At 51.3% G+C, this 21,065-nt stretch carries 21 protein-coding genes; 13 read left to right on the top strand and 8 right to left on the bottom strand.

Annotated features, from left to right (window positions below; translation table 11 throughout):
* Window positions 1–129: 129 nt before the first annotated feature.
* From glpA to ESM_RS0105545, 5 genes are all read left to right on the top strand, one after another.
* Window positions 130–1,758 carry an anaerobic glycerol-3-phosphate dehydrogenase subunit A gene (glpA, locus tag ESM_RS0105565; protein WP_000857297.1) on the top strand — a complete coding sequence of 543 codons (1,629 nt, stop codon included), beginning with the start codon at window positions 130–132 and terminating at the stop codon, window positions 1,756–1,758.
* A complete protein-coding gene (gene glpB / locus ESM_RS0105560; protein WP_001209914.1) occupies window positions 1,748–3,007 on the top strand; it encodes a glycerol-3-phosphate dehydrogenase subunit GlpB in 1,260 nt (419 codons plus the stop codon). Before glpA ends, glpB begins: the two co-directional genes overlap by 11 nt.
* Window positions 3,004–4,194 (top strand): anaerobic glycerol-3-phosphate dehydrogenase subunit GlpC, encoded by a 1,191-nt coding sequence (gene glpC / locus ESM_RS0105555; protein WP_001000345.1) that lies wholly within the window; start codon window positions 3,004–3,006, stop codon window positions 4,192–4,194. The genes glpB and glpC overlap by 4 nt, the downstream gene beginning before the upstream one ends.
* A gap of 193 nt (window positions 4,195–4,387) precedes the next feature.
* Window positions 4,388–5,314: an ISNCY family transposase gene (locus tag ESM_RS0105550; RefSeq protein WP_000140544.1), complete on the top strand. Its 927-nt coding sequence runs from the start codon at window positions 4,388–4,390 to the stop codon at window positions 5,312–5,314.
* A 12-nt stretch (window positions 5,315–5,326) separates the two neighbouring features.
* Window positions 5,327–5,518: a hypothetical protein gene (locus tag ESM_RS0105545; protein ID WP_010376848.1), complete on the top strand. Its 192-nt coding sequence runs from the start codon at window positions 5,327–5,329 to the stop codon at window positions 5,516–5,518.
* A 47-nt stretch (window positions 5,519–5,565) separates the two neighbouring features.
* On the opposite strand, the gene yfaU is transcribed toward ESM_RS0105545, so the two are convergent.
* The 6 genes from yfaU to ESM_RS0105515 all read right to left on the bottom strand — a co-directional run bounded on the left by yfaU (window position 5,566) and on the right by ESM_RS0105515 (window position 11,796).
* Window positions 5,566–6,369: a 2-keto-3-deoxy-L-rhamnonate aldolase gene (yfaU, locus tag ESM_RS0105540; protein WP_001094289.1), complete on the bottom strand. Its 804-nt coding sequence runs from the start codon at window positions 6,367–6,369 to the stop codon at window positions 5,566–5,568.
* A gap of 16 nt (window positions 6,370–6,385) precedes the next feature.
* Window positions 6,386–7,675, bottom strand: a complete 1,290-nt coding sequence (locus tag ESM_RS0105535; protein WP_001516759.1) for an MFS transporter — start codon at window positions 7,673–7,675, stop codon at window positions 6,386–6,388.
* 56 nt (window positions 7,676–7,731) lie between these two features.
* The gene (gene rhmD / locus ESM_RS0105530) at window positions 7,732–8,937 is read right to left on the bottom strand and encodes an L-rhamnonate dehydratase (protein ID WP_016248993.1); all 1,206 of its coding nucleotides are present in this window, start codon (window positions 8,935–8,937) and stop codon (window positions 7,732–7,734) included.
* A gap of 14 nt (window positions 8,938–8,951) precedes the next feature.
* Entirely contained in the window at window positions 8,952–9,734 is a 783-nt protein-coding gene (locus ESM_RS0105525) for an IclR family transcriptional regulator (protein ID WP_000894175.1), read from the bottom strand.
* Window positions 9,735–9,951: 217 nt separating this feature from the next.
* Window positions 9,952–11,154: a nicotinamide mononucleotide deamidase-related protein YfaY gene (locus tag ESM_RS0105520; protein ID WP_000921652.1), complete on the bottom strand. Its 1,203-nt coding sequence runs from the start codon at window positions 11,152–11,154 to the stop codon at window positions 9,952–9,954.
* A 99-nt stretch (window positions 11,155–11,253) separates the two neighbouring features.
* Complete coding sequence (locus tag ESM_RS0105515) at window positions 11,254–11,796, bottom strand: YfaZ family outer membrane protein (protein WP_000731860.1); 543 nt, start codon at window positions 11,794–11,796, stop codon at window positions 11,254–11,256.
* A gap of 277 nt (window positions 11,797–12,073) precedes the next feature.
* Here ESM_RS0105515 and nudI point away from each other — a divergent pair, with 277 nt between their 5' ends.
* Entirely contained in the window at window positions 12,074–12,499 is a 426-nt protein-coding gene (gene nudI, locus ESM_RS0105505; protein ID WP_001249881.1) for a nucleoside triphosphatase NudI, read from the top strand.
* Window positions 12,500–12,538: 39 nt separating this feature from the next.
* Here the strand turns inward: nudI and ais are convergent, their stop codons facing one another.
* Window positions 12,539–13,141, bottom strand: a complete 603-nt coding sequence (ais, locus tag ESM_RS0105500; RefSeq protein WP_000879106.1) for a lipopolysaccharide core heptose(II)-phosphate phosphatase Ais — start codon at window positions 13,139–13,141, stop codon at window positions 12,539–12,541.
* A 313-nt stretch (window positions 13,142–13,454) separates the two neighbouring features.
* Here ais and arnB point away from each other — a divergent pair, with 313 nt between their 5' ends.
* Genes arnB through arnF form a run of 7 tightly spaced genes read left to right on the top strand, consistent with a single transcriptional unit; the run spans window position 13,455 to window position 20,805 of the window.
* Window positions 13,455–14,594: a UDP-4-amino-4-deoxy-L-arabinose aminotransferase gene (gene arnB, locus ESM_RS0105495; protein ID WP_001516764.1), complete on the top strand. Its 1,140-nt coding sequence runs from the start codon at window positions 13,455–13,457 to the stop codon at window positions 14,592–14,594.
* A 3-nt stretch (window positions 14,595–14,597) separates the two neighbouring features.
* Window positions 14,598–15,566, top strand: a complete 969-nt coding sequence (arnC, locus tag ESM_RS0105490) for an undecaprenyl-phosphate 4-deoxy-4-formamido-L-arabinose transferase (RefSeq protein WP_000459655.1) — start codon at window positions 14,598–14,600, stop codon at window positions 15,564–15,566.
* On the top strand, window positions 15,566–17,542 hold the full coding sequence (gene arnA / locus ESM_RS0105485; protein WP_000649097.1) for a bifunctional UDP-4-amino-4-deoxy-L-arabinose formyltransferase/UDP-glucuronic acid oxidase ArnA: 1,977 nt from the start codon (window positions 15,566–15,568) through the stop codon (window positions 17,540–17,542). The genes arnC and arnA overlap by 1 nt, the downstream gene beginning before the upstream one ends.
* A 2-nt stretch (window positions 17,543–17,544) precedes the next feature.
* On the top strand, window positions 17,545–18,438 hold the full coding sequence (gene arnD / locus ESM_RS0105480) for a 4-deoxy-4-formamido-L-arabinose-phosphoundecaprenol deformylase (RefSeq protein ID WP_000598503.1): 894 nt from the start codon (window positions 17,545–17,547) through the stop codon (window positions 18,436–18,438).
* Window positions 18,435–20,087 (top strand): lipid IV(A) 4-amino-4-deoxy-L-arabinosyltransferase, encoded by a 1,653-nt coding sequence (gene arnT / locus ESM_RS0105475; RefSeq protein WP_000844089.1) that lies wholly within the window; start codon window positions 18,435–18,437, stop codon window positions 20,085–20,087. The genes arnD and arnT overlap by 4 nt, the downstream gene beginning before the upstream one ends.
* Window positions 20,084–20,419, top strand: a complete 336-nt coding sequence (gene arnE, locus ESM_RS0105470; protein ID WP_000638004.1) for a 4-amino-4-deoxy-L-arabinose-phosphoundecaprenol flippase subunit ArnE — start codon at window positions 20,084–20,086, stop codon at window positions 20,417–20,419. Before arnT ends, arnE begins: the two co-directional genes overlap by 4 nt.
* Window positions 20,419–20,805 carry a 4-amino-4-deoxy-L-arabinose-phosphoundecaprenol flippase subunit ArnF gene (gene arnF, locus ESM_RS0105465; RefSeq protein WP_000523874.1) on the top strand — a complete coding sequence of 129 codons (387 nt, stop codon included), beginning with the start codon at window positions 20,419–20,421 and terminating at the stop codon, window positions 20,803–20,805. Before arnE ends, arnF begins: the two co-directional genes overlap by 1 nt.
* Here the strand turns inward: arnF and pmrD are convergent.
* Window positions 20,799–21,065: a signal transduction protein PmrD gene (gene pmrD / locus ESM_RS0105460; RefSeq protein WP_010376827.1), complete on the bottom strand. Its 267-nt coding sequence runs from the start codon at window positions 21,063–21,065 to the stop codon at window positions 20,799–20,801. The genes arnF and pmrD overlap by 7 nt on opposite strands.

The raw sequence follows: 21,065 nt of genomic DNA, 5'->3' as shown, positions 1-21,065 counted from the left end.
GTTGAAATGTTCTGAAAGACGCATGAAATCACGTTTCACTTTCGAATCATGAGCGAATATGCGCGAAATCAAACAATTCATGTTTTTACTATGGCTAAATGGTAAAAAACGAACTTCAGAGGGATAACAATGAAAACTCGCGACTCGCAAACAAGTGACGTGATTATCATTGGCGGCGGCGCAACGGGAGCCGGGATTGCCCGCGACTGTGCCCTGCGCGGGCTGCGCGTGATTTTGGTTGAGCGACACGATATCGCAACAGGCGCGACCGGGCGTAACCACGGTCTGCTGCACAGCGGCGCACGTTATGCAGTAACAGATGCGGAATCCGCCCGCGAATGCATTAGTGAGAACCAGATTTTAAAACGCATCGCGCGTCACTGTGTGGAACCGACCAACGGCCTGTTTATCACCCTGCCGGAAGATGACCTCTCTTTCCAGGCTACGTTTATTCGCGCTTGTCAGGAGGCGGGGATCAGCGCGGAAGCCATTGATCCGCAGCAAGCACGCATTATCGAACCTTCCGTTAACCCGGCATTGATTGGCGCGGTAAAAGTCCCGGATGGCACCGTGGACCCATTCCGCCTGACCGCTGCGAACATGCTCGATGCAAAAGAACACGGTGCGGTTATCCTCACCGCCCATGAAGTCACTGGCCTGCTTCGTGAAGGCGCGACGGTGTGTGGCGTTCGCGTGCGCAATCATCTTACAGGCGAAACCCAGGCGCTCCATGCACCAGTGGTGGTGAATGCTGCCGGGATCTGGGGGCAACATATTGCCGAGTATGCCGATCTGCGTATTCGCATGTTCCCGGCCAAAGGATCGCTGCTGATCATGGATCACCGCATTAATCAGCACGTGATCAATCGCTGCCGTAAACCTTCTGACGCTGATATTCTGGTGCCCGGCGATACTATTTCACTGATTGGCACCACCTCTTTACGCATTGATTATGACGAAATTGACGATAATCGGGTGACGGCAGAAGAGGTCGATATCCTGCTGCGTGAAGGGGAAAAACTGGCTCCGGTGATGGCGAAAACGCGCATTCTGCGTGCCTACTCTGGTGTGCGCCCACTGGTTGCCAGCGATGACGATCCGAGCGGGCGTAATGTCAGTCGCGGCATCGTGCTGCTCGATCACGCCGAACGCGATGGCCTGGACGGATTTATCACCATTACCGGCGGCAAACTGATGACCTACCGTCTGATGGCGGAATGGGCCACAGATGCCGTCTGCCGCAAACTGGGCAACTCGCGACCCTGCACAACCGCCGACCTGGCACTACCGGGTTCACAAGAACCGGCTGAAGTGACACTGCAAAAAATCATTTCCCTCCCTGCACCACTTCGCGGTTCTGCGGTTTATCGTCACGGTGATCGCACGCCAGCCTGGTTAAGTGAAGGCCGCTTGCACCGGAGCCTGGTGTGCGAATGCGAAGCTGTCACTGCAGGCGAAGTGCAATACGCGGTAGAAAATTTAAACGTCAACAGCCTGCTGGACTTACGCCGTCGCACCCGTGTGGGGATGGGGACCTGTCAGGGCGAACTCTGCGCCTGCCGCGCCGCCGGACTGCTGCAACGCTTTAACGTCACCACGTCCACGCAATCTATCGAGCAACTGTCCACCTTCCTTAACGAACGTTGGAAAGGTGTGCAGCCCATTGCCTGGGGCGATGCGCTGCGCGAAAGCGAATTTACCCGCTGGGTTTATCAGGGGCTGTGTGGTCTGGAGAAGGAGCAGAAAGATGCGATTTGATACTGTCATTATGGGCGGCGGCCTTGCCGGATTACTCTGCGGCCTGCAACTACAAAAACACGGTCTGCGTTGTGCGATTGTCACTCGCGGTCAGAGCGCGCTGCATTTCTCGTCCGGCTCACTGGATTTACTAAGCCATCTGCCAGATGGGCAGCCGGTGACAGATATTCACGACGGACTGGAAACATTGGGTCGCCTGGCCCCCTCCCATCCCTACAGCCAACTCGGCCCACAGCGCGTGCTCGACCTCGCTTGCCGGGCGCAGGCGTTAATTGCAGAAAGCGGTGCGCAATTGCAGGGCAGCGTAGAACTGGCTCACCAGCGGGTTACTCCTCTCGGCACGCTACGCTCAACCTGGCTAAGCTCACCAGAAATCCCAGTCTGGCCGCTGCCCGCGAAGAAAATATGCGTAGTGGGAATAAGTGGCCTGATGGATTTTCAGGCACACCTGGCGGCAGCCTCGTTACGTGAATTAAATCTTGCTGTCGAAACTGCTGAAATTGAATTGCCGGAACTGGATGTCTTACGCAATAACGCCACCGAATTTCGTGCAGTGAATATTGCCCGTTTCCTTGATAACGAAGAAAACTGGCCACTGTTGATCGATGCGCTTATCCCTGTTGCCAACACCTGTGAAATGATCCTGATGCCCGCCTGTTTCGGCCTGACCGATAACAAACTGTGGCGCTGGCTGAATGAGCAACTGCCCTGTTCATTAATGTTACTGCCAACATTGCCGCCTTCCGTGCTGGGTATTCGTCTGCAAAATCAGCTTCAACATCAGTTCGTGCGCCAGGGCGGTGTGTGGATGCCGGGCGATGAAGTAAAAAAAGTGACCTGCAAAAATGGCGTCGTCAGTGAAATATGGACCCGTAATCACGCCGATATTCCGCTACGTCCACGCTTTGCCGTGCTTGCCAGTGGCAGCTTCTTTAGCGGGGGGCTGGTGGCAGAACGCGACGGTATTCGCGAACCGATTCTCGGCCTTGATGTGCTGCAAACCGCCACGCGGGGTGAGTGGTATCGAAGTGACTTTTTCGCTCCGCAACCGTGGCAACAATTCGGCGTGACCACTGACGAGGCGCTACGCCCGTCGCTGGCAGGTCAAACGATAGAAAACCTGTTTGCCATTGGTTCGGTGCTGGGCGGATTTGATCCCATCGCCCAGGGATGCGGCGGCGGCGTTTGTGCTGTCAGTGCATTACATGCTGCTCAACAGATTGCCCAACGCGCAGGAGGCCAAGAATGAACGATACCAGCTTCGAAAACTGCATTAAGTGCACCGTCTGCACCACCGCCTGTCCGGTGAGCCGGGTGAATCCGGGCTATCCGGGGCCAAAACAGGCGGGACCAGATGGCGAACGTCTGCGTCTGAAAGATGGCGCACTGTATGACGAGGCGCTGAAATATTGCATTAACTGCAAACGTTGCGAAGTCGCCTGTCCATCCGATGTGAAGATTGGCGATATCATCCAGCGCGCACGAGCAAAATACGACACCTCGCGCCCGTCGCTGCGCAATTTCGTTTTAAGTCATACCGACCTGATGGGCAGCTTTTCTACGCCGTTCGCGCCTATCGTTAACACCGCTACCTCACTAAAACCGGTGCGACAACTGCTTGATGCCGCGTTAAAAATCGACCACCGTCGCACACTGCCGAAATACTCCTTCGGCACCTTCCGCCGCTGGTATCGCAGCGTGGCGGCACAGCAGGCGCAGTATAAAGATCAGGTGGCGTTCTTCCACGGCTGCTTCGTCAATTACAACCATCCACAACTGGGTAAAGATTTAATTAAAGTACTCAACGCGATGGGAACGGGCGTGCAACTGCTCAGCAAAGAGAAATGCTGCGGTGTGCCGCTGATTGCCAACGGTTTTACCGATAAGGCGCGTAAACAGGCGATTATCAACGTGGAATCGATCCGCGAAGCTGTCGGAGCGAAAGGCATTCCGGTGATTGCCACCTCCTCCACCTGTACGTTTGCCCTGCGCGATGAATATCCGGAAGTGTTGAATGTCGACAACAAAGGCTTACGCGATCATATCGAACTGGCAACCCGCTGGCTGTGGCGCAAGTTAGATGAAGGCAAAACCTTGCCACTTAAACCGCTGCCGCTGAAAGTGGTTTATCACACCCCATGCCATATGGAAAAAATGGGCTGGACGCTCTACACCCTGGAACTATTACGTAAAATCCCTGGGCTTGAACTGACAGTGTTGGATTCTCAGTGCTGCGGTATTGCTGGTACTTATGGATTCAAAAAAGAGAACTACCCCACCTCACAAGCCATCGGAGCGCCACTGTTCCGTCAGATAGAAGAGAGCGGCGCAGATCTGGTCGTCACCGACTGCGAAACCTGCAAATGGCAGATTGAGATGTCCACGAGCCTTCGCTGCGAACATCCGATTACTCTGTTGGCCCAGGCGCTGGCTTAAACTCCCTTCTGATGCCCGGTAAGCATGTTGCTTATCGGGCATTTTTGCGGGCGCGATTCCGTGCCAAATGTACGCGTTGCATCGCCGTGAAAATTCCTCTGAAAACGTCTCGCAAAGACTGAAACTGTCAGATGTCAAAGGCCCGGGATACTCGTAATGTCGCGTCATCATAAACATCTGGTGACGGACAACCATGACAGAATCAACAACATCCTCCCCGCATGATGCGGTATTTAAAACCTTTATGTTCTCGCCCGAAACCGCACGGGATTTTCTGGAAATACACCTGCCGGAACCGCTACGTAAGCTTTGCAACCTGCAAACCTTACGCCTGGAACCCACCAGTTTTATTGAAAAAAGTTTACGCGCTTACTACTCGGATGTTTTGTGGTCGGTAGAAACCACCGACGGCGAAGGTTATATCTACTGCGTGATTGAGCATCAGAGTACTGCAGAAAAAAACATGGCCTTTCGACTGATGCGTTATGCCACTGCCGTCATGCAGCGCCATCTGGACAAAGGCTATGACAGAGTCCCTCTGGTAGTGCCAATGCTGTTTTATCACGGCGAAACCTCACCCTACCCATATTCACTTAACTGGCTGGATGAATTTGACGACCCGCAGCTTGCCCGGCAGTTGTACACCGAAGCTTTTCCGTTGGTGGATATCACCATCGTACCTGACGATGAGATCATGCAACATCGGCGTATAGCTCTGCTGGAACTGATTCAAAAGCATATTCGCGAGCGCGATTTAATCGGTCTGGTCGACAGGATCACCACGCTTTTGGTTAGGGGCTTCACTAATGACAGCCAGGTGCAAACGCTGTTTAATTATCTGCTGCAATGCGGCGATACCTCCCGTTTCACCCGCTTTATTGAGGAAATTGCCGAACGTTCACCACTACAAAAGGAGAGATTGATGACTATTGCTGAACGGCTACGGCAGGAAGGACACCAAATTGGCTGGCAGGAAGGTAAATTAGAAGGTTTGCAGGAAGGCATGCATGAACAAGCCATTAAAATTGCCTTGCGCATGCTGGAGCAGGGCTTTGAACGTGAGATTGTGCTGGCGACAACCCAACTCACTGATGCTGATATTCCACCGAACTGTCATTAAAAGAAGAGATTGATGGCTATTGCTGAACGGCTACGGCAGGAAGGACACCAAATTGGCTGGCAGGAAGGTAAATTAGAAGGTTTGCAGGAAGGCATGCATGAACAAGCCATTAAAATTGCCTTGCGCATGCTGGAACAGGGTATTGATCGTGACCTGGCTGCTCGCAGCCACCCAGCTAAGCGAAGCCGATCTGGCAGCGAATAACCACTAATTAACACAGGCCCACAAGCAATCCCCATGGGCCTTTGATATCAATAACTACCTTTTATGCGTGGCTCATTTTTGCCTGATTTAAATATCGCCAGTCGCTTATCCAGGGCATCACTGTAGAGCATGGTGTCGACGCCAACGGCGACAAAGTTCGCTCCCCACGCAAGGCATTGCTGCGCCATATCAGGAGCCACAGCCAGAAAACCTGCTGCTTTACCCGCAGCGCGGATCCGTCGGATGCTGGTTTCAATAATACGCTGCACTTCCGGGTGCCCGGCATTATCCGGGTAACCCAACGACGCTGAGAGATCCGCTGGCCCAATAAACACACCATCAACCCCCTCAACGTCGAGGATTTCATCCAGATTATCCAGTGCTGTTTTACTTTCCACCTGCACCAACAGACAAAGTGAGTCGTTGACTTGCGCCATGTAATTCTCAATGCGTCCCCAGCGTGCTGCCCGTGCCACGCTGGCCCCGACACCACGTTCACCGTACGGTGGATAGCGAGTTGCAGACACTATCTGACGCGCCTGTTCGCCAGTGTCGACCATCGGGATCAGTAGAGTTTGCGCGCCAATATCCAGGACTTGTTTAATCAGCGACTTACTCCCCTCCACTGGGCGGATCACGGGTTGGCTGCCATAGGGCGCTACCGCCTGAAGTTGGTGATAAAGGTTCTGAATGGTATTTGGCGCATGTTCACCATCAATCAGCAACCAGTCATAACCGGAGGTGGCGGCAATTTCTGCCATATAGGAAGTTGTCGAACTTAACCACAGACCAATTTGTACTTCACCCTTGCGTAAGCGTTCTTTGAATGGATTGATTAATAATGTGTTCATCATGTTCCTTAACCTGTTAATGATGCGCCACGTTGGTCTGCGCAACAGCGCGACTTACACGCAGAGTGAAAATAATCAGCGAACCGATGACCGCCACCGCTGCCAGCATCAGCAAGCCTGCCGCATCGCTGGCAAACAACGTTTCTGCTTTTACACGCAGGATCGGGGCGATAAATCCGCCCACCGCGCCAAACAGGTTTACAAAACCAATCCCCGCAGCCAGCGCCGTACCGGAAAGCAGTTGTGTCGGCATCGTCCAGAACACCGGCTGAACCGCAATAAACCCTATTGCTGCAACACACAGCGCAACGATTGCCAGTACTGGCGAAAGTAGCCCGGAAAGGCCAATACCAATGCCCGCGGACAGCAATGTCAGCGCCGCGACATTGCGCCGTTCGCCGGTTTTATCGGAATAGCGCGGAATAAGCCAGGTCCCCAACAATGCCGCAATCCACGGAATGGCGGCGACCACGGAGGCCGTAAAGCCCACTTTTGTTCCCAGCAATGCGGCAACCTGCGTCGGCAGGAAGAAAATTAATCCGTAAACCGCCACCTGAATAGTCAGGTAGATAATCGCCAGTTGCCAGACTCGCCCATTACGCAGCGCATCACTCAGTCGCGAAGTGACTTTCTGTTGTTCTTCACTTGTAAGTTGATTAATGAGCAACGTTTTTTCTTCTTTACTCAGAAAACGTGCCTGCTCCGGTGTGTCATCAAGCCAAAAGAATGTGAACACCCCAGCACCGACTGCCAGTAATCCTTCAATCACAAACATCCAGAACCAGCCGGGATGTCCCATAAATCCATGCATCTCCAGAAGCGCGCCGGAGAGCGGTGATCCCAGCGTTAACGCCAACGGTGCTCCCATATAAAACAGCCCCATAATGCTGGCGCGATTACGCTGCGGAAACCATTGCGAAGTGAGATAAATCATGCCTGGAAAGAACCCGGCTTCCGCAGCACCAAGCAGGGTGCGAACTATCAGAAATTTCACTTCAGTATCGGCCCATGCCATTGCCGCCGAAAGAAATCCCCACAGCAGTGTCGTCGTACCAATCCAGGTCCTGGCTCCCAGTTTGCGCATCAACAAATTCGCCGGAACACCGAGAAACGCATACACCACAAAGAAAATTCCCGCTCCCAGCGCATAAGCTTCATTACTTAGCCCGGTATCAATCTGGTAGGTCTGTTTGGCAAAACCAATATTCGAACGATCGAGAAACGCCAGCACGTACAGCGCCAACATAAACGGGATCAAACGCGCGCGGTTTTTCTTCACCACGGCGTCAAGCAAAGCGGTGCTCATAAGAAGCTCCTTAGAACATGTGAGCGTTACTGTTGTCACGGCAACGCCCGGAATGATTAGTGGCTGTAAGGGCGTTTCAGATTGCAGTCACGATTGAGTTCGACGCCGAAACCCGGTTTATCAAGTACTGATTTGTGAATACGACCATTCACCGGCACCGGCTCATTAAGCAAAATCGGATCAAACTGCGGACGCATCGATGAACAATCCGGACTGGTCATCAGGAATTCGCTAAATGGGGTATTGGTGAAGGTGATCACCGCATGGTGGGAGTAAACAGACGAACCGTGCGGCACCACCAGTTGTCCACGTGATTTGGCAATTGCGGCAATCTCCACCAGCGTGGTTAAGCCACCGCACCAGCCAACATCTGGTTGCATAATGTCGATACCGGTTTCTGAAAGTGTACGGAAAGATTGCAGTGTGCCGTGGTGCTCGCCACTGGTGACCATCATTCCTGCTGGCGCGTTGCGTTTTAATTCGCGATAACCTTCATACTGTTGCGGCGGCAGGCACTCTTCGATCCATTTCAGGTTATAAGGGGCACAAGCGTGAGCCAGTTTGGTGGCATAGTTCACGTCCTGGCTCATCCAGCAGTCGAGCATCAACCAGAAATCTTCACCGCATTTTTCACGCATCCCCGCGACCATAGCGGCGTCTTTGCGGATCCCCGCATCACCATCATGTGGCCCCCAGTGCGTCGGCATCTTGCCGCCGATAAAGCCCATCTCTTTTGCCAGATCCGGGCGCGCGCCCGTGGCGTAGAACTGAATTTCATCACGGACAGCGCCGCCTAAAAGTTTATAAACCGGAAGCCCGACCACTTTGCCGAACAGATCCCACAGAGCCAAATCAACACAGGAAATCGTGTTCATCACCAGGCCCCCTGAACCGGAGTAATACTGGGTGGCGTTGAGCATTTGATCGTGAATCAGTTTGATATCACTGACACATTTGCCCTCTATGAAACGGTTAAGGTGTTTTTCAACGATAAAGCACCCCATTTCACCGGCTGTTGAAACGGCGAAGCCGGTCTGGCCATTTTCTGCTTCGACTTCAACAATTAACGTGCCAAGAACGTTAATACCAAATGACTGGCGGGACTGCTCGTAATCGCGGTATTTACTCATCGGGGTAGCAATATGATCGTCAATCCAGTGATCCACTCCCTGGTCGTGATAATCACCGCCGCCAGCGCCTTTTTCTGCTGTCGCTCCGCCAGTAAACCAGGCGCGAACCTGTTTGATTTTTGGTAGGGTCATGATGTTCTCCATTTTTATGAGGCCAGTAAGTCAAAGGGACTTTTCCATCCCAACAGACGTGAAATATCCCTGGCGCAGGCGATGGCTTTGCCCGCCAGATAATCACGATATTCTTCATTGATTTGTAAACGAGTACCGACCACTGAGATCGCGGCGGTAAGCTCGTTATTGGCGTTAAACACCGGGGCAGCAACACAACGGACATCGGTGTAATCTTCACCGTTGTCATAGCTCCAGCCCTGACGGCGAATACGTGCCAGTTCTTCGTGGAGCTGTGGTGGACGGGTAATCGTGGTGGGTGTCGCCTGTTCCCAGACCAGCCCTTCGATAATACTTTGCTGTACAGCTTCAGGTTGCCAGGCAAGCAGGCATTTACCTATTCCGGAGCGATAAAGCGAAAGGCTTTTTCCTTCATGGGAACGCACGCTGATAGTGGCTGAAGACTCCACTTTCAATATGTAATATGCGCTACCGTTATCGATGATCCCAAGGTGACACAACAGTCCAGTGGTATCCATCAGTTGCGTCAGGCGTGGGCGTGCCAGTTCCCGGAGATCCATCTTGCTTAACGCATGGCCGGAAAGCTCCACCAGCCTGGTCCACAGACAAAAATTTTCCTGGTGATCAAGACTCAGAAAACGCTGACGCTTGAGTTCGTTAAGCAGCAAATAGGCTGTGCTTTTAGGGATCCCCAATGTGTCGATGATCGTCGCAGCACTACAGGGGCCAATGCGAGCAATCAAATTGAGAATATCAATAGCCCGTGTCAGGGCGGGAACTTTGCTTGATTCCAACATACTGGACTCCAGTCTTAGATACTGGAATCAGTCTCGTTGCTCAGGGGGAGTAAAATTGTGAAGCGCATCAAATCCCACTCCTCGTCCAGAGGACTGGAGGAATTACGCACAAATTTGTGAATTAGCGCACGGATTTTTTCTTATTGAGTACAACAGGTTGGACAACCTTTGCGGGAGAGAAGTGTGCCGGTGTAGTAAACCGGCACGGAGTGGCTGCTCAGGCAGTTAGGGTCATAGATTCAACAACCTCAATCCAGCCATGCTCGCTGGCAATGTCCTGACCGTTCAGCCAGCGACGCAGCATATTGAGTGCCATCATTGCACACACTTCCTGACGAATAGCCAGACTGTAGCGCGTAGTGCTGAAATGTACGCGCAGAGCAAAAGTGCCATCCGGCGTGGCCAACGCAAAGTTGAGATACCCATCTTCCAGGCCAGAAATGGCCAGTGCCAGCCCGGCGAAATGTTTGGCTCGTCGTTCAGTTATCCAGTGTGCGGTTTGTGCCAGTGTTTCTTCCTGTGAAGGCACGACTTCACACGCCAGTAATGGCGCACCAGCACGAGAAAGTTGCAACGCCAATAAACCACCGGTGAATTGCTCGCTCAACGTCAGACTGAACTGGCGACGTTGCAATTCCCGGCTGATCTGCGCAGGTAGTCCTTCGGTGCCTTCAAAAATCATGCTCTGTCCGGCGACGCGTTTAACGTCCTGCCATAGTTTTTCCATCGCCTGTAGCTCGCTTGCCGGTCCGGTGAGTTTCAATTCGATAATCGGCATGGAAGAGCGATAGCCCATCGTTACGCCCGGCGGCAGTTGCAACGTGTCCAGGCTTTGCGCCAGATCGCTTTCTGAACGACCAAAGGTAGTCAAACGCAGGCAAACCGGTGGCTGCGGTAAGGAAAAACGCTCACGCAGGCGCGGCAGAATTTCATGCTCCACCATCACTTTAAATTCCGAAGGCACGCCTGGGGTAAAGAACATCAGGCAACGGTTAAGTTGCACAGCAAAACCACAGGCCGTGCCAACCGGATTATTGATAAATTCAGCACTGGCTGGCAGCTCCGCCTGTTTGCGGTTACTCGGCGCCATCACGCGCCCACGTTCGCGGAAATAGCGTTCCATCTCTTGCAGCCAGGCTTCATGAAGAACTAATCCCTCACCTTTTGCTGTCGCAGCAGCCAGTGCGCTTAAATCATCGCTGGTCGGCCCCAGACCACCGTTGACGATCAGCACATCGGCGTGCTGACTACGTTCACGCAGAATGGTGACTAAATCCTCAAGGTTATCGCCCACCGTATTACGGCGAGATAATGGCAACCCCTGATGAAAGAAAAAATCAGCCAGCCAGGCAGCGTTAGTGTCAACGATTTGCCCGTGTAACACTTCATCCCCTGTGGATAACATTTCCACTTTTAACATGGTTATCTCCTGCTTTTGTTATCGAATCACTATAACGCAAAGGGAGATAAGGCGTAGAAAGAAACTGAATGGCGCGGCAGAACGCCGCGCCGAAAGGCATCAGAAGCTGGCGTTAACCCCGACATAAGGGCCGTCAGCCACCGCGTTGTCGCGGTTGCCGTCTTTACCCGACAGATTCAGATAGCGGTAGCCCGCCTCAATGCTGACTGGACGCATAATAGTGTAACGCGCGCCAGCATTCGCTTCTTCATAACTTTTAATACCGCTGGAGAGCGAATCCGGAGAGTAGTAATACTCGCCAAACAGACGGAAGCTATCGCCAATTTGCCACTGCAAGCCACCGCCTACCGCCGCGGCATAGCCTTCATCACCGTCGTTCGGGTTGGTATAAACGCCTTTACCACCCACGGTTGCCATTAGCGGACCCAGCGGCAGATTCAATCCCAGACCAACGCCCGCGACGTCACCGTCGTCATCGTTATGTGTCCAGTTACCGCTTAATGCCAGACCGGTCGATTCAGTACCGAAACCAACACCAATATTGGTATATTCTTTTCCCGCCTGACCGCTGATACTCATCGCATTTGCCGATGCAGAAACCAATAGCATTCCAGCCAGAACTGGCAGCGCCAATTTTTTCATTTTTACCTTTTCCCGCAAGAAGATAATTAAAAGTCCCCAAAGCTGCGGGATTGTACTGCCTGACGCAGAGGATTCAATGCGTGAAAAAAGCGATCTGCTAACTTATTGTAACTAAATACTTCTTGAATAATTAAGTGCAGAAAAAGCAGCCATCAAAAATTGATTGCCAGCCAAATAATCATCGTGGCTATCATCACCCAAAAGACAAATGCTACTTTCACCTGTTTGTCCATTGCCGTATTCTTTTATTTTATTTTCGATGGTAAGGAATATTCCCATGCGACAACGGACTATCGTTTGTCCCTTAATTCAAAATGATGGTGCTTATCTGCTGTGTAAAATGGCCGACGATCGCGGCGTTTTCCCCGGACAATGGGCGCTGTCTGGTGGCGGCGTAGAGCCCGGTGAGCGTATTGAAGAAGCATTACGTCGTGAAATCAGAGAAGAGCTGGGCGAACAACTGATTCTTACTGACATCACACCATGGACCTTCAGTGATGATATCCGCATCAAGACCTACGCAGATGGTCGCAAGGAAGAGATTTATATGATTTACCTAATCTTTGACTGCGTCTCTGCCAACCGTGAAGTAAAAATTAACGAAGAGTTTCAGGACTATGCATGGGTAAAACCGGAAGATCTTGCGCACTATGATTTGAATGTCGCCACCCAAAAAACATTACGTTTGAAAGGTCTGATGTAACAGTAATGACAGCCATTATTGGCTGTCATATTAAAAATATCAGCGATTAGCAAATTCACCATCCAGTAAAACGTTGCCTTTTTCCACATGCATTACCAGCCCATCCAGATAATCTGGTTTAAATGTCACGTTACGTTTATCTTTAGCGATATAGGTCAGACAATGGTTATGGGTGAAAATAACGATATTTTTATCTGGTGCTTTGCTTTGTAACTCCTTAATTGTGCTATAAATCTCATTTCTACATTGTAGAAATCGTTTATCTACCGTCAGTTTTTTTCCAGCAGAAAACCAGCTCGCTGATTGAATAGTCCGAACGGTATTACTGGAATAAAGATCGAAATTAGGGATGTCCGCGCTGAAAGCTTTGCCCAGTTCACGGGCATCCTGAGTACCTTTCACCGTAATGCCTGTTTTGTCTGACAAGCAGTGATTGGAGGAACGGTCGCAGCGTTCCGCATGGCGAAACAGAACCACAACCGGGTGCTGCTGCGCTAATCTGGCCAGCGTTCTATTGTCGATACGTGGCAAACCATTACTGCTCCAGGCAGCATGTGTACCCAGCCCCACAATCGCCACAAGCACCAGTAAAATGAAGATATATTTTTTAGACTTCAACAAAGCCCGACAAAAAGCTAACACGTAAGCTCCACCTATAGACAAGCGTAGCCAACTAAATGGCCGTGAAAACAAACGTCATTTTCATCGGTAAATAGTGGCGGGATAAATTAAAACATTACGGCGCACGCAAAATGCCTTAAATTTTGTCAAATTAAAAGCCCGAATAAGATGAAAAAACAAAAAAATAATATTTAAGTCTTATATTTATTCCTTAAGGTTAAATTAATATTCTAACCTTAGAATTTCACTCCAAATGGCAAAATAGACATAACGCTCCCTATGACAAATATTAGCGAATAACTGGGAAAGATATTCAATGACCGAAGGAAAAACCATGTCAGACTTTTTGCCTTTTTCACGTCCGGCAATGGGTGTGGAAGAACTCGCCGCGGTTAAAGAAGTTCTCGAATCAGGATGGATCACTACCGGTCCGAAGAATCAGGCACTTGAACAAGCCTTTTGCCTGTTAACGGGAAATCAGCATGCCATCGCAGTCAGTTCAGCCACTGCCGGAATGCACATCACGCTGATGGCGCTGGGGGTTGGTGTTGATGATGAAGTCATTACTCCCTCCATGACCTGGGTTTCAACTCTCAATATGATCTCCCTGTTGGGCGCAACACCGGTGATGGTGGACGTTGATCGCGATACGCTGATGGTCACGCCTGAAGCGATCGAAGCGGCCATTACACCTCGTACCAAAGCGATCATCCCGGTGCATTATGCCGGAGCGCCGGCAGATATTGACGCCATTCGCGCCATTGGTGAACGCTACGATATCGCAGTCATTGAAGATGCCGCCCATGCCGTCGGTACAAATTACAAAGGTCAACATATTGGCGCGAAGGGCACCGCTATTTTTTCATTTCACGCCATCAAAAATATTACCTGTGCGGAAGGTGGATTAGTCGTTACTGATGACGAAAATCTCGCTCGCCAGTTACGCATGTTGAAATTTCATGGTCTGGGTGTCGATGCATACGACCGAAAAACATGGGGTCGCGCACCGCAGGCTGAAGTATTAACACCAGGCTATAAGTACAATCTGACCGATATTAACGCCGCGATTGCTCTGACGCAGTTGAATAAATTAGAGCAACTAAATACCCGTCGTCGAGAAATTGCCCTGCAATATCAACAAGCACTGGTGGATCTACCCTTCCAGCCTCTGAAGCTTCCCACATGGCCACATGTTCACGCCTGGCATCTGTTTATTATTCGTGTTGATGAACAACGTTGTGATATCAGCCGCGATGCGTTGATGGAAGCACTGAAAGAAAGAGGCATTGGCACTGGGTTACATTTCCGCGCAGCTCACACGCAAAAATATTATCGTGAGCGTTTTCCCACGCTGTCGTTACCGAATACCGAATGGAATAGCGAACGCATCTGTTCGTTGCCGCTTTTCCCGGATATGACCACCGCCGATGCCGACCGCGTCATCACAGCCCTTCAGCAACTCGCAGGACAATAAGCCATGTTTGACATCCACCCTGTTAAGAAAGTCTCGGTGGTTATTCCCGTTTATAACGAGCAGGAAAGTTTACCGGAATTAATCAGGCGCACCACCGCAGCCTGTGAATTGCTGGGCAAAGAGTATGAAATACTGCTGGTTGATGACGGCAGTAACGACAATTCTGCGCAAATGCTGGTCGATGCCTCACAAGCAGAGGGCAGCCATATTGTGTCTATTTTGCTTAACCGCAATTACGGACAACATTCGGCAATTATGGCGGGTTTCAGTCACGTTACCGGCGACTTAATCATTACTCTTGATGCCGATCTCCAGAATCCGCCAGAAGAGATCCCCCACCTGGTGGAAAAAGCCGATGAAGGTTACGACGTGGTAGGGACTGTGCGCCAGAACCGCCAGGACACCTGGTTTCGTAAAACTGCCTCGAAGATGATTAACCGACTGATCCAGCGCACCACCGGCAAAGCGATGGGCGACTACGGCTGTATGCTGCGCGCTTATCGTCGTCATATTGTCGATGCCATGTTGCACTGCCATGAACGCAGCACCTTTATTCCGATTCTGGCGAATATCTTCGCCCGCCGCGCCATTGAAATTCCGGTACACCATGCCGAGCGTGAGTTTGGCGAATCAAAATACAGCTTTATGCGCCTGATTAATTTGATGTACGACCTGGTGACCTGCCTCACGACCACACCGTTACGTATGCTTAGTCTGCTTGGCAGCATTATTGCGATTGGTGGTTTTAGCATTGCGGTACTACTGGTGATTTTACGCCTGACGTTCGGACCGCAGTGGGCGGCAGAAGGCGTCTTTATGCTGTTTGCCGTACTGTTTACCTTTATTGGCGCTCAGTTTATCGGCATGGGATTACTCGGTGAATATATTGGCCGGATCTACACCGATGTCCGCGCCCGCCCCCGCTATTTTGTGCAGCAAGTTATCCGTCCATCCAGCAAGGAAAATGAATAATGAAAGCCGTCGTTTTTGCCTATCACGATATGGGTTGCCTGGGTATTGAAGCCTTGCTGGCTGCCGGTTACGAAATTAGCGCCATTTTTACTCATACCGATAATCCTGGCGAAAAAGCATTTTATGGTTCGGTCGCTCGCCTGGCGGCGGAAAGAGGGATTCCGGTTTACGCGCCGGATAACGTTAATCATCCTCTGTGGGTGGAACGCATTGCCCAACTGTCACCTGATGTGATTTTTTCTTTTTATTATCGCCATTTGATCAGCGACGAGATTTTGCAACTTGCCCCCACTGGCGCGTTTAATCTGCATGGTTCGCTGTTACCGAAATATCGCGGCCGCGCGCCACTGAACTGGGTACTGGTGAACGGTGAAACGGAAACTGGCGTTACGTTGCATCGGATGGTGAAACGTGCCGATGCCGGAGCCATTGTTGCCCAGCTACGCGTTGCCATTGCACCGGACGATATCGCCATTACGCTGCATCATAAATTGTGCTACGCCGCGCGTCAGTTGCTGGAACAGACGTTACCCGCCATTAAACACGGTAATATTCTGGAAATCGCCCAGCGCGAGAACGAAGCCACCTGTTTTGGTCGCAGAACGCCAGATGACAGCGTCCTTGAGTGGCACAAACCGGCATCCGTACTGCATAACATGGTGCGTGCCGTTGCCGATCCGTGGCCTGGCGCCTTCAGCTATGTAGGCAATCAGAAATTCACCGTCTGGTCGTCACGCGTGCATTCTCATGCGTCCACAGCACAACCGGGGAGCGTGATTTCTGCTGCACCGCTGTTAATTGCCTGTGGCGATGGTGCGCTGGAAATTGTCACCGGACAGGCGGGCGATGGAATTACTATGCAAGGTTCGCAATTAGCCCAGACGCTAGGGCTGGTTGAAGGTTCAAGACTTAACAGTCAACCTGTTTGCACCGCCCGACGCCGTACCCGGGTGTTGATCCTCGGGGTGAATGGCTTTATTGGCAACCATCTGACAGAACGCCTGCTGCGCGAAGATCATTATGAAGTCTACGGGTTGGATATCGGCAGCGACGCCATTAGCCGTTTCCTTAATCATCCGCATTTTCACTTTGTCGAAGGTGATATCAGCATTCATTCTGAATGGATTGAGTACCACGTCAAAAAATGTGATGTCGTATTGCCGCTGGTGGCGATTGCCACACCGATTGAGTATACCCGCAACCCGCTGCGCGTATTTGAACTCGATTTTGAAGAGAATCTGCGCATTATCCGTTACTGCGTGAAGTACCGTAAGCGAATTATCTTCCCGTCGACCTCGGAAGTTTACGGGATGTGTAATGATAAATATTTCGACGAAGACCATTCTAATTTGATCGTCGGGCCGGTGAATAAACCGCGCTGGATTTATTCGGTATCAAAACAATTGCTTGACCGGGTGATTTGGGCGTACGGCGAAAAAGAAGGATTGCAGTTTACCCTCTTCCGGCCGTTTAACTGGATGGGGCCACGGCTGGATAACCTTAATGCAGCGCGAATTGGCAGTTCGCGCGCCATTACACAACTTATTCTAAACCTGGTAGAAGGATCGCCAATTAAGCTGATTGATGGCGGAAAACAAAAACGCTGCTTTACTGATATTCGGGACGGCATCGAAGCACTGTTTCGCATTATCGAAAACACGGGAAATCGCTGTGATGGCGAGATTATTAATATCGGCAACCCCGATAACGAAGCGAGCATTGAAGAACTGGGCCAGATGCTACTGGCAAGCTTTGAAAAACATCCTCTACGCCATCACTTCCCACCGTTTGCAGGCTTTCGCATCGTCGAAAGTAGCAGCTACTACGGTAAAGGATATCAGGACGTGGCACATCGTAAGCCTGGCATCCGCAATGCCCGCCGCTGCCTGGATTGGGAACCGAAAATTGATATGCAGGAAACCATCGATGAGACGCTGGATTTCTTCCTGCGCACTGTCGATCTTACGGATAAATAATCATGATCAAAGTGGGCTTACGCATTGATGTTGATACCTTTCGCGGCACCCGCGAAGGCGTGCCGCGTCTGCTGGAAATCTTGAGTCAGCATAATATTCAGGCCAGCATTTTTTTCAGCGTCGGCCCCGACAATATGGGCCGTCATCTCTGGCGGCTGGTGAAGCCGCAGTTTTTGATGAAGATGTTGCGATCAAACGCAGCGTCGCTTTATGGCTGGGATATTCTGCTGGCAGGCACTGCATGGCCAGGAAAAGAGATTGGCCACGCCAATGCCGACATCATTCGTGAAGCGGCTAAACACCACGAAGTTGGCCTGCACGCCTGGGATCACCACGCCTGGCAAGCCCATAGCGGTAGCTGGGATCGGCAAACGATGGTGAACGATATCGCGCGTGGTCTTCACACACTGGAAGAGATTATTGGCCAACCGATAACCTGTTCCGCCGCCGCTGGCTGGCGAGCCGATCAACAGGTGATTGAGGCAAAAGAAGCGTTCCATTTGCGCTACAACAGCGATTGTCGCGGAGTAATGCCGTTTCGTCCGTTGCTCGAATCAGGAAAACCGGGTACAGCACAAATCCCGGTGACGTTACCCACCTGGGATGAAGTCATTGGCCGGGATGTGAAAGCGGAAGATTTTAACGGCTGGCTGCTCAACCGCATCCTGCGAGAGAAAGGGACGCCAGTTTATACCATTCATGCAGAAGTCGAAGGCTGCACTTATCAGCATTATTTTGTCGATCTTCTGAAACGTGCCGCCTGTGCAGGTATTACGTTTTGCCCTTTAAGCGAGTTGTTATCAGAGACTTTGCCACTCGGGCAAGTTGTCCGCGGAAGTATTGCCGGACGTGAAGGCTGGCTCGGTTGCCAACAAGCTGCGGGAACTCGTCCATGAAATCTGTTCGCTATTACGCAGCATTCTTTGCGTTTATCACTGTCTATTATCTCTTGCCGATTAATTATCGTCTGCTCTGGCAACCCGATGAAACGCGTTATGCGGAAATCAGTCGGGAAATGCTGGCCTCCGGCGACTGGATTGTGCCCCATCTGTTAGGGCTACGCTATTTCGAAAAACCCATTGCCGGATACTGGATCAACAGTATTGGGCAATGGCTGTTTGGCGCGAATAACGTTGGTGTGCGGGCAGGCGTTATCTTTGCGACCCTGTTAACCGCCGCGCTGGTGGCCTGGTTTTCTCTGCGTTTATGGCACGATAAGCGTCTGGCACTACTCGCCGCAGTGGTTTATCTCTCGCTGTTTATTGTCTACGCCATCGGCACTTATGCGGTGCTCGACCCATTCATTGCATTCTGGCTGATGGCGGGAATGTGCAGCTTCTGGCTGGCAATGGACGCGCAAACCTGGAAAGGCAAAAGCGCGGGATTTTTACTGCTGGGGTTAACCTGCGGCATGGGGGTGATGACTAAAGGTTTTCTCGCCCTCGCCGTACCGGTATTGAGCGTGCTGCCGTGGGTAGCCATGCAAAAACGCTGGAAAGATCTCCTTATTTACGGCGGACTGGCTGTTGCCAGTTGCGTACTGACTGTTCTTCCCTGGGGGCTGGCAATAGCACAACGGGAGCCTGACTTCTGGCATTACTTTTTCTGGGTTGAACATGTTCAACGCTTTGCGATGGATGATGCCCAACATAAAGCCCCGTTCTGGTACTACTTGCCTGTCATCATTGCCGGTAGTCTGCCGTGGCTGGGATTGCTCCCCGGCGCGCTGCGCGCAAGCTGGAAAAACCGTCGTCATTCCGCAACCGTCTATCTCTTGAGCTGGGCGGTGATGCCGCTGCTGTTTTTCTCTGTCGCCAAAGGTAAATTACCGACCTATATTCTCTCCTGCTTTGCGCCTCTGGCAATGCTGATGGTGCATTACGCTTTGCTGGCAGCAAAAAATAATCCTCTGGCGCTGCGGATTAATGGCTGGATTAACATCGCTTTTGGCGTCACTGGCATTATTGCCACGTTTGTTGTTTCGCCCTGGGGACCAATGGGCACGCCTGTCTGGCAGACTTTCGAAATCTATAAGGTCTTTTGTTCCTGGTCGATTTTTTCGCTGTGGGCATTTTTCGGTTGGTACACCTTAACGAATGTGGAAAAAAACTGGCCCTTTGCGGCGCTTTGTCCGTTGGGGCTGGCGTTGCTCGTGGGATTTGCGATCCCCGACAGAGTCATGGAAGGGAAACACCCGCAGTTTTTTGTTGAGATGACGCAAGAGTCACTCCAGCCGAGCCGCTATATTCTTACTGATAGCGTCGGTGTTGCCGCTGGTCTGGCATGGAGCCTGCAACGCGACGACATCATCATGTATCGCCAGACGGGTGAATTGAAATATGGTCTTAATTACCCGGATGCGAAAAGCAGATTTGTCAGCGGCGATGATTTTGCCAAATGGCTAAATCAGCATCGACAAGAGGGGATTATTACACTCGTGCTTTCGGTTGACCGCGATGAGGATATCAACCGTCTCGCCATTCCACCTGCAGATGCCGTCGATCATCAGGGGCGTCTGGTGCTCATTCAGTATCGCCCCAAATGATCTGGCTGATTTTAGTCTTTGCCAGCCTGCTTAGCGTAGCCGGGCAACTCTGCCAGAAACAGGCAACTCGCTTTGTGGCGGTAAGTAAACGGCGCAAACATATTGCACTGTGGCTGACGCTGGCATTGGTGTGCCTCGGGCTGGCAATGGCACTCTGGCTACTGGTATTACAGAACGTGCCGGTAGGCATTGCCTACCCGATGTTGAGCCTGAATTTTGTCTGGGTGACGCTGGCAGCAATAAAACTGTGGCACGAACCGGTGTCTTTTCGCCACTGGTGTGGGGTGGCATTCATTATTGGCGGCATTGTGATCCTGGGGAGTACGGTGTAATGGGCCTGATGTGGGGATTATTCAGCGTCATTATTGCTTCCGCTGCACAATTAAGTCTGGGTTATGCGGCGAGTCATCTGCCGCCGATGACGCAATTATGGGATTTTATCGCAGCGCTTTTTGCTTTTGATTTCGGTGCCCGAATGCTGGTTGTCGGCCTGGTTGGTTATCTGATCTCCGTTTTTTGCTGGTATAAAGCGTTACATCAACTGGCACTCAGCAAAGCCTACGCCTTACTGAGTGTAAGTTATGTACTGGTATGGATTGCATCAATGATACTTCCCGGCTGGGAAGGAACTTTTTCGCTGAAGGCTATGCTGGGCGTAGCCTGTATTATGTGCGGATTAACGCTGATTTTCATGCCGATTGCAAAACAACGTTACTGATGTTTTTCACCAGATTTACACTGTCGTTCCCACTCATCAGGACTATAACTACTTGCCGAGAGGACTTTCACCGTGTGCTGCTTTTCCCGGTTAATGCAATAAAGCGCATCCTGTAGAGGAGAAAGCAGGTCACCTGATTTAACGCTAAAGTCAGTTTGCACTTCAGCAATCATTCTTATCGTGCCGCCAGCATCACAAAGCTTCAGTATGTGTCTGTTATCTTGCTTATTACTGCACGATTTTTTGACCAGCCATTCCAT

The organism is Escherichia sp. TW09308, assembly GCF_000208565.1.
GTDB lineage: Bacteria > Pseudomonadota > Gammaproteobacteria > Enterobacterales > Enterobacteriaceae > Escherichia > Escherichia marmotae.
This window is presented reverse-complemented; position numbering and strand designations above follow the sequence as displayed.

What these genes read in the sequence shown, in the direction of transcription:
- pmrD (WP_010376827.1), bottom strand. Translation starts at nt 21,065, where the DNA reads ATGGAATGGCTGGTCAAAAAATCGTGCAGTAATAAGCAAGATAACAGA.
- yfaU (WP_001094289.1), bottom strand. Translation starts at nt 6,369, where the DNA reads ATGAACACATTATTAATCAATCCATTCAAAGAACGCTTACGCAAGGGT.
- rhmD (WP_016248993.1), bottom strand. Translation starts at nt 8,937, where the DNA reads ATGACCCTACCAAAAATCAAACAGGTTCGCGCCTGGTTTACTGGCGGA.
- nudI (WP_001249881.1), top strand. Translation starts at nt 12,074, where the DNA reads ATGCGACAACGGACTATCGTTTGTCCCTTAATTCAAAATGATGGTGCT.
- arnF (WP_000523874.1), top strand. Translation starts at nt 20,419, where the DNA reads ATGGGCCTGATGTGGGGATTATTCAGCGTCATTATTGCTTCCGCTGCA.
- arnT (WP_000844089.1), top strand. Translation starts at nt 18,435, where the DNA reads ATGAAATCTGTTCGCTATTACGCAGCATTCTTTGCGTTTATCACTGTC.
- ESM_RS0105545 (WP_010376848.1), top strand. Translation starts at nt 5,327, where the DNA reads ATGGCTATTGCTGAACGGCTACGGCAGGAAGGACACCAAATTGGCTGG.
- glpA (WP_000857297.1), top strand. Translation starts at nt 130, where the DNA reads ATGAAAACTCGCGACTCGCAAACAAGTGACGTGATTATCATTGGCGGC.
- glpB (WP_001209914.1), top strand. Translation starts at nt 1,748, where the DNA reads ATGCGATTTGATACTGTCATTATGGGCGGCGGCCTTGCCGGATTACTC.
- ESM_RS0105520 (WP_000921652.1), bottom strand. Translation starts at nt 11,154, where the DNA reads ATGTTAAAAGTGGAAATGTTATCCACAGGGGATGAAGTGTTACACGGG.
- arnD (WP_000598503.1), top strand. Translation starts at nt 17,545, where the DNA reads ATGATCAAAGTGGGCTTACGCATTGATGTTGATACCTTTCGCGGCACC.
- arnA (WP_000649097.1), top strand. Translation starts at nt 15,566, where the DNA reads ATGAAAGCCGTCGTTTTTGCCTATCACGATATGGGTTGCCTGGGTATT.
- glpC (WP_001000345.1), top strand. Translation starts at nt 3,004, where the DNA reads ATGAACGATACCAGCTTCGAAAACTGCATTAAGTGCACCGTCTGCACC.
- ESM_RS0105550 (WP_000140544.1), top strand. Translation starts at nt 4,388, where the DNA reads ATGACAGAATCAACAACATCCTCCCCGCATGATGCGGTATTTAAAACC.
- arnB (WP_001516764.1), top strand. Translation starts at nt 13,455, where the DNA reads ATGTCAGACTTTTTGCCTTTTTCACGTCCGGCAATGGGTGTGGAAGAA.
- ESM_RS0105525 (WP_000894175.1), bottom strand. Translation starts at nt 9,734, where the DNA reads ATGTTGGAATCAAGCAAAGTTCCCGCCCTGACACGGGCTATTGATATT.
- arnE (WP_000638004.1), top strand. Translation starts at nt 20,084, where the DNA reads ATGATCTGGCTGATTTTAGTCTTTGCCAGCCTGCTTAGCGTAGCCGGG.
- ESM_RS0105515 (WP_000731860.1), bottom strand. Translation starts at nt 11,796, where the DNA reads ATGAAAAAATTGGCGCTGCCAGTTCTGGCTGGAATGCTATTGGTTTCT.
- arnC (WP_000459655.1), top strand. Translation starts at nt 14,598, where the DNA reads ATGTTTGACATCCACCCTGTTAAGAAAGTCTCGGTGGTTATTCCCGTT.
- ESM_RS0105535 (WP_001516759.1), bottom strand. Translation starts at nt 7,675, where the DNA reads ATGAGCACCGCTTTGCTTGACGCCGTGGTGAAGAAAAACCGCGCGCGT.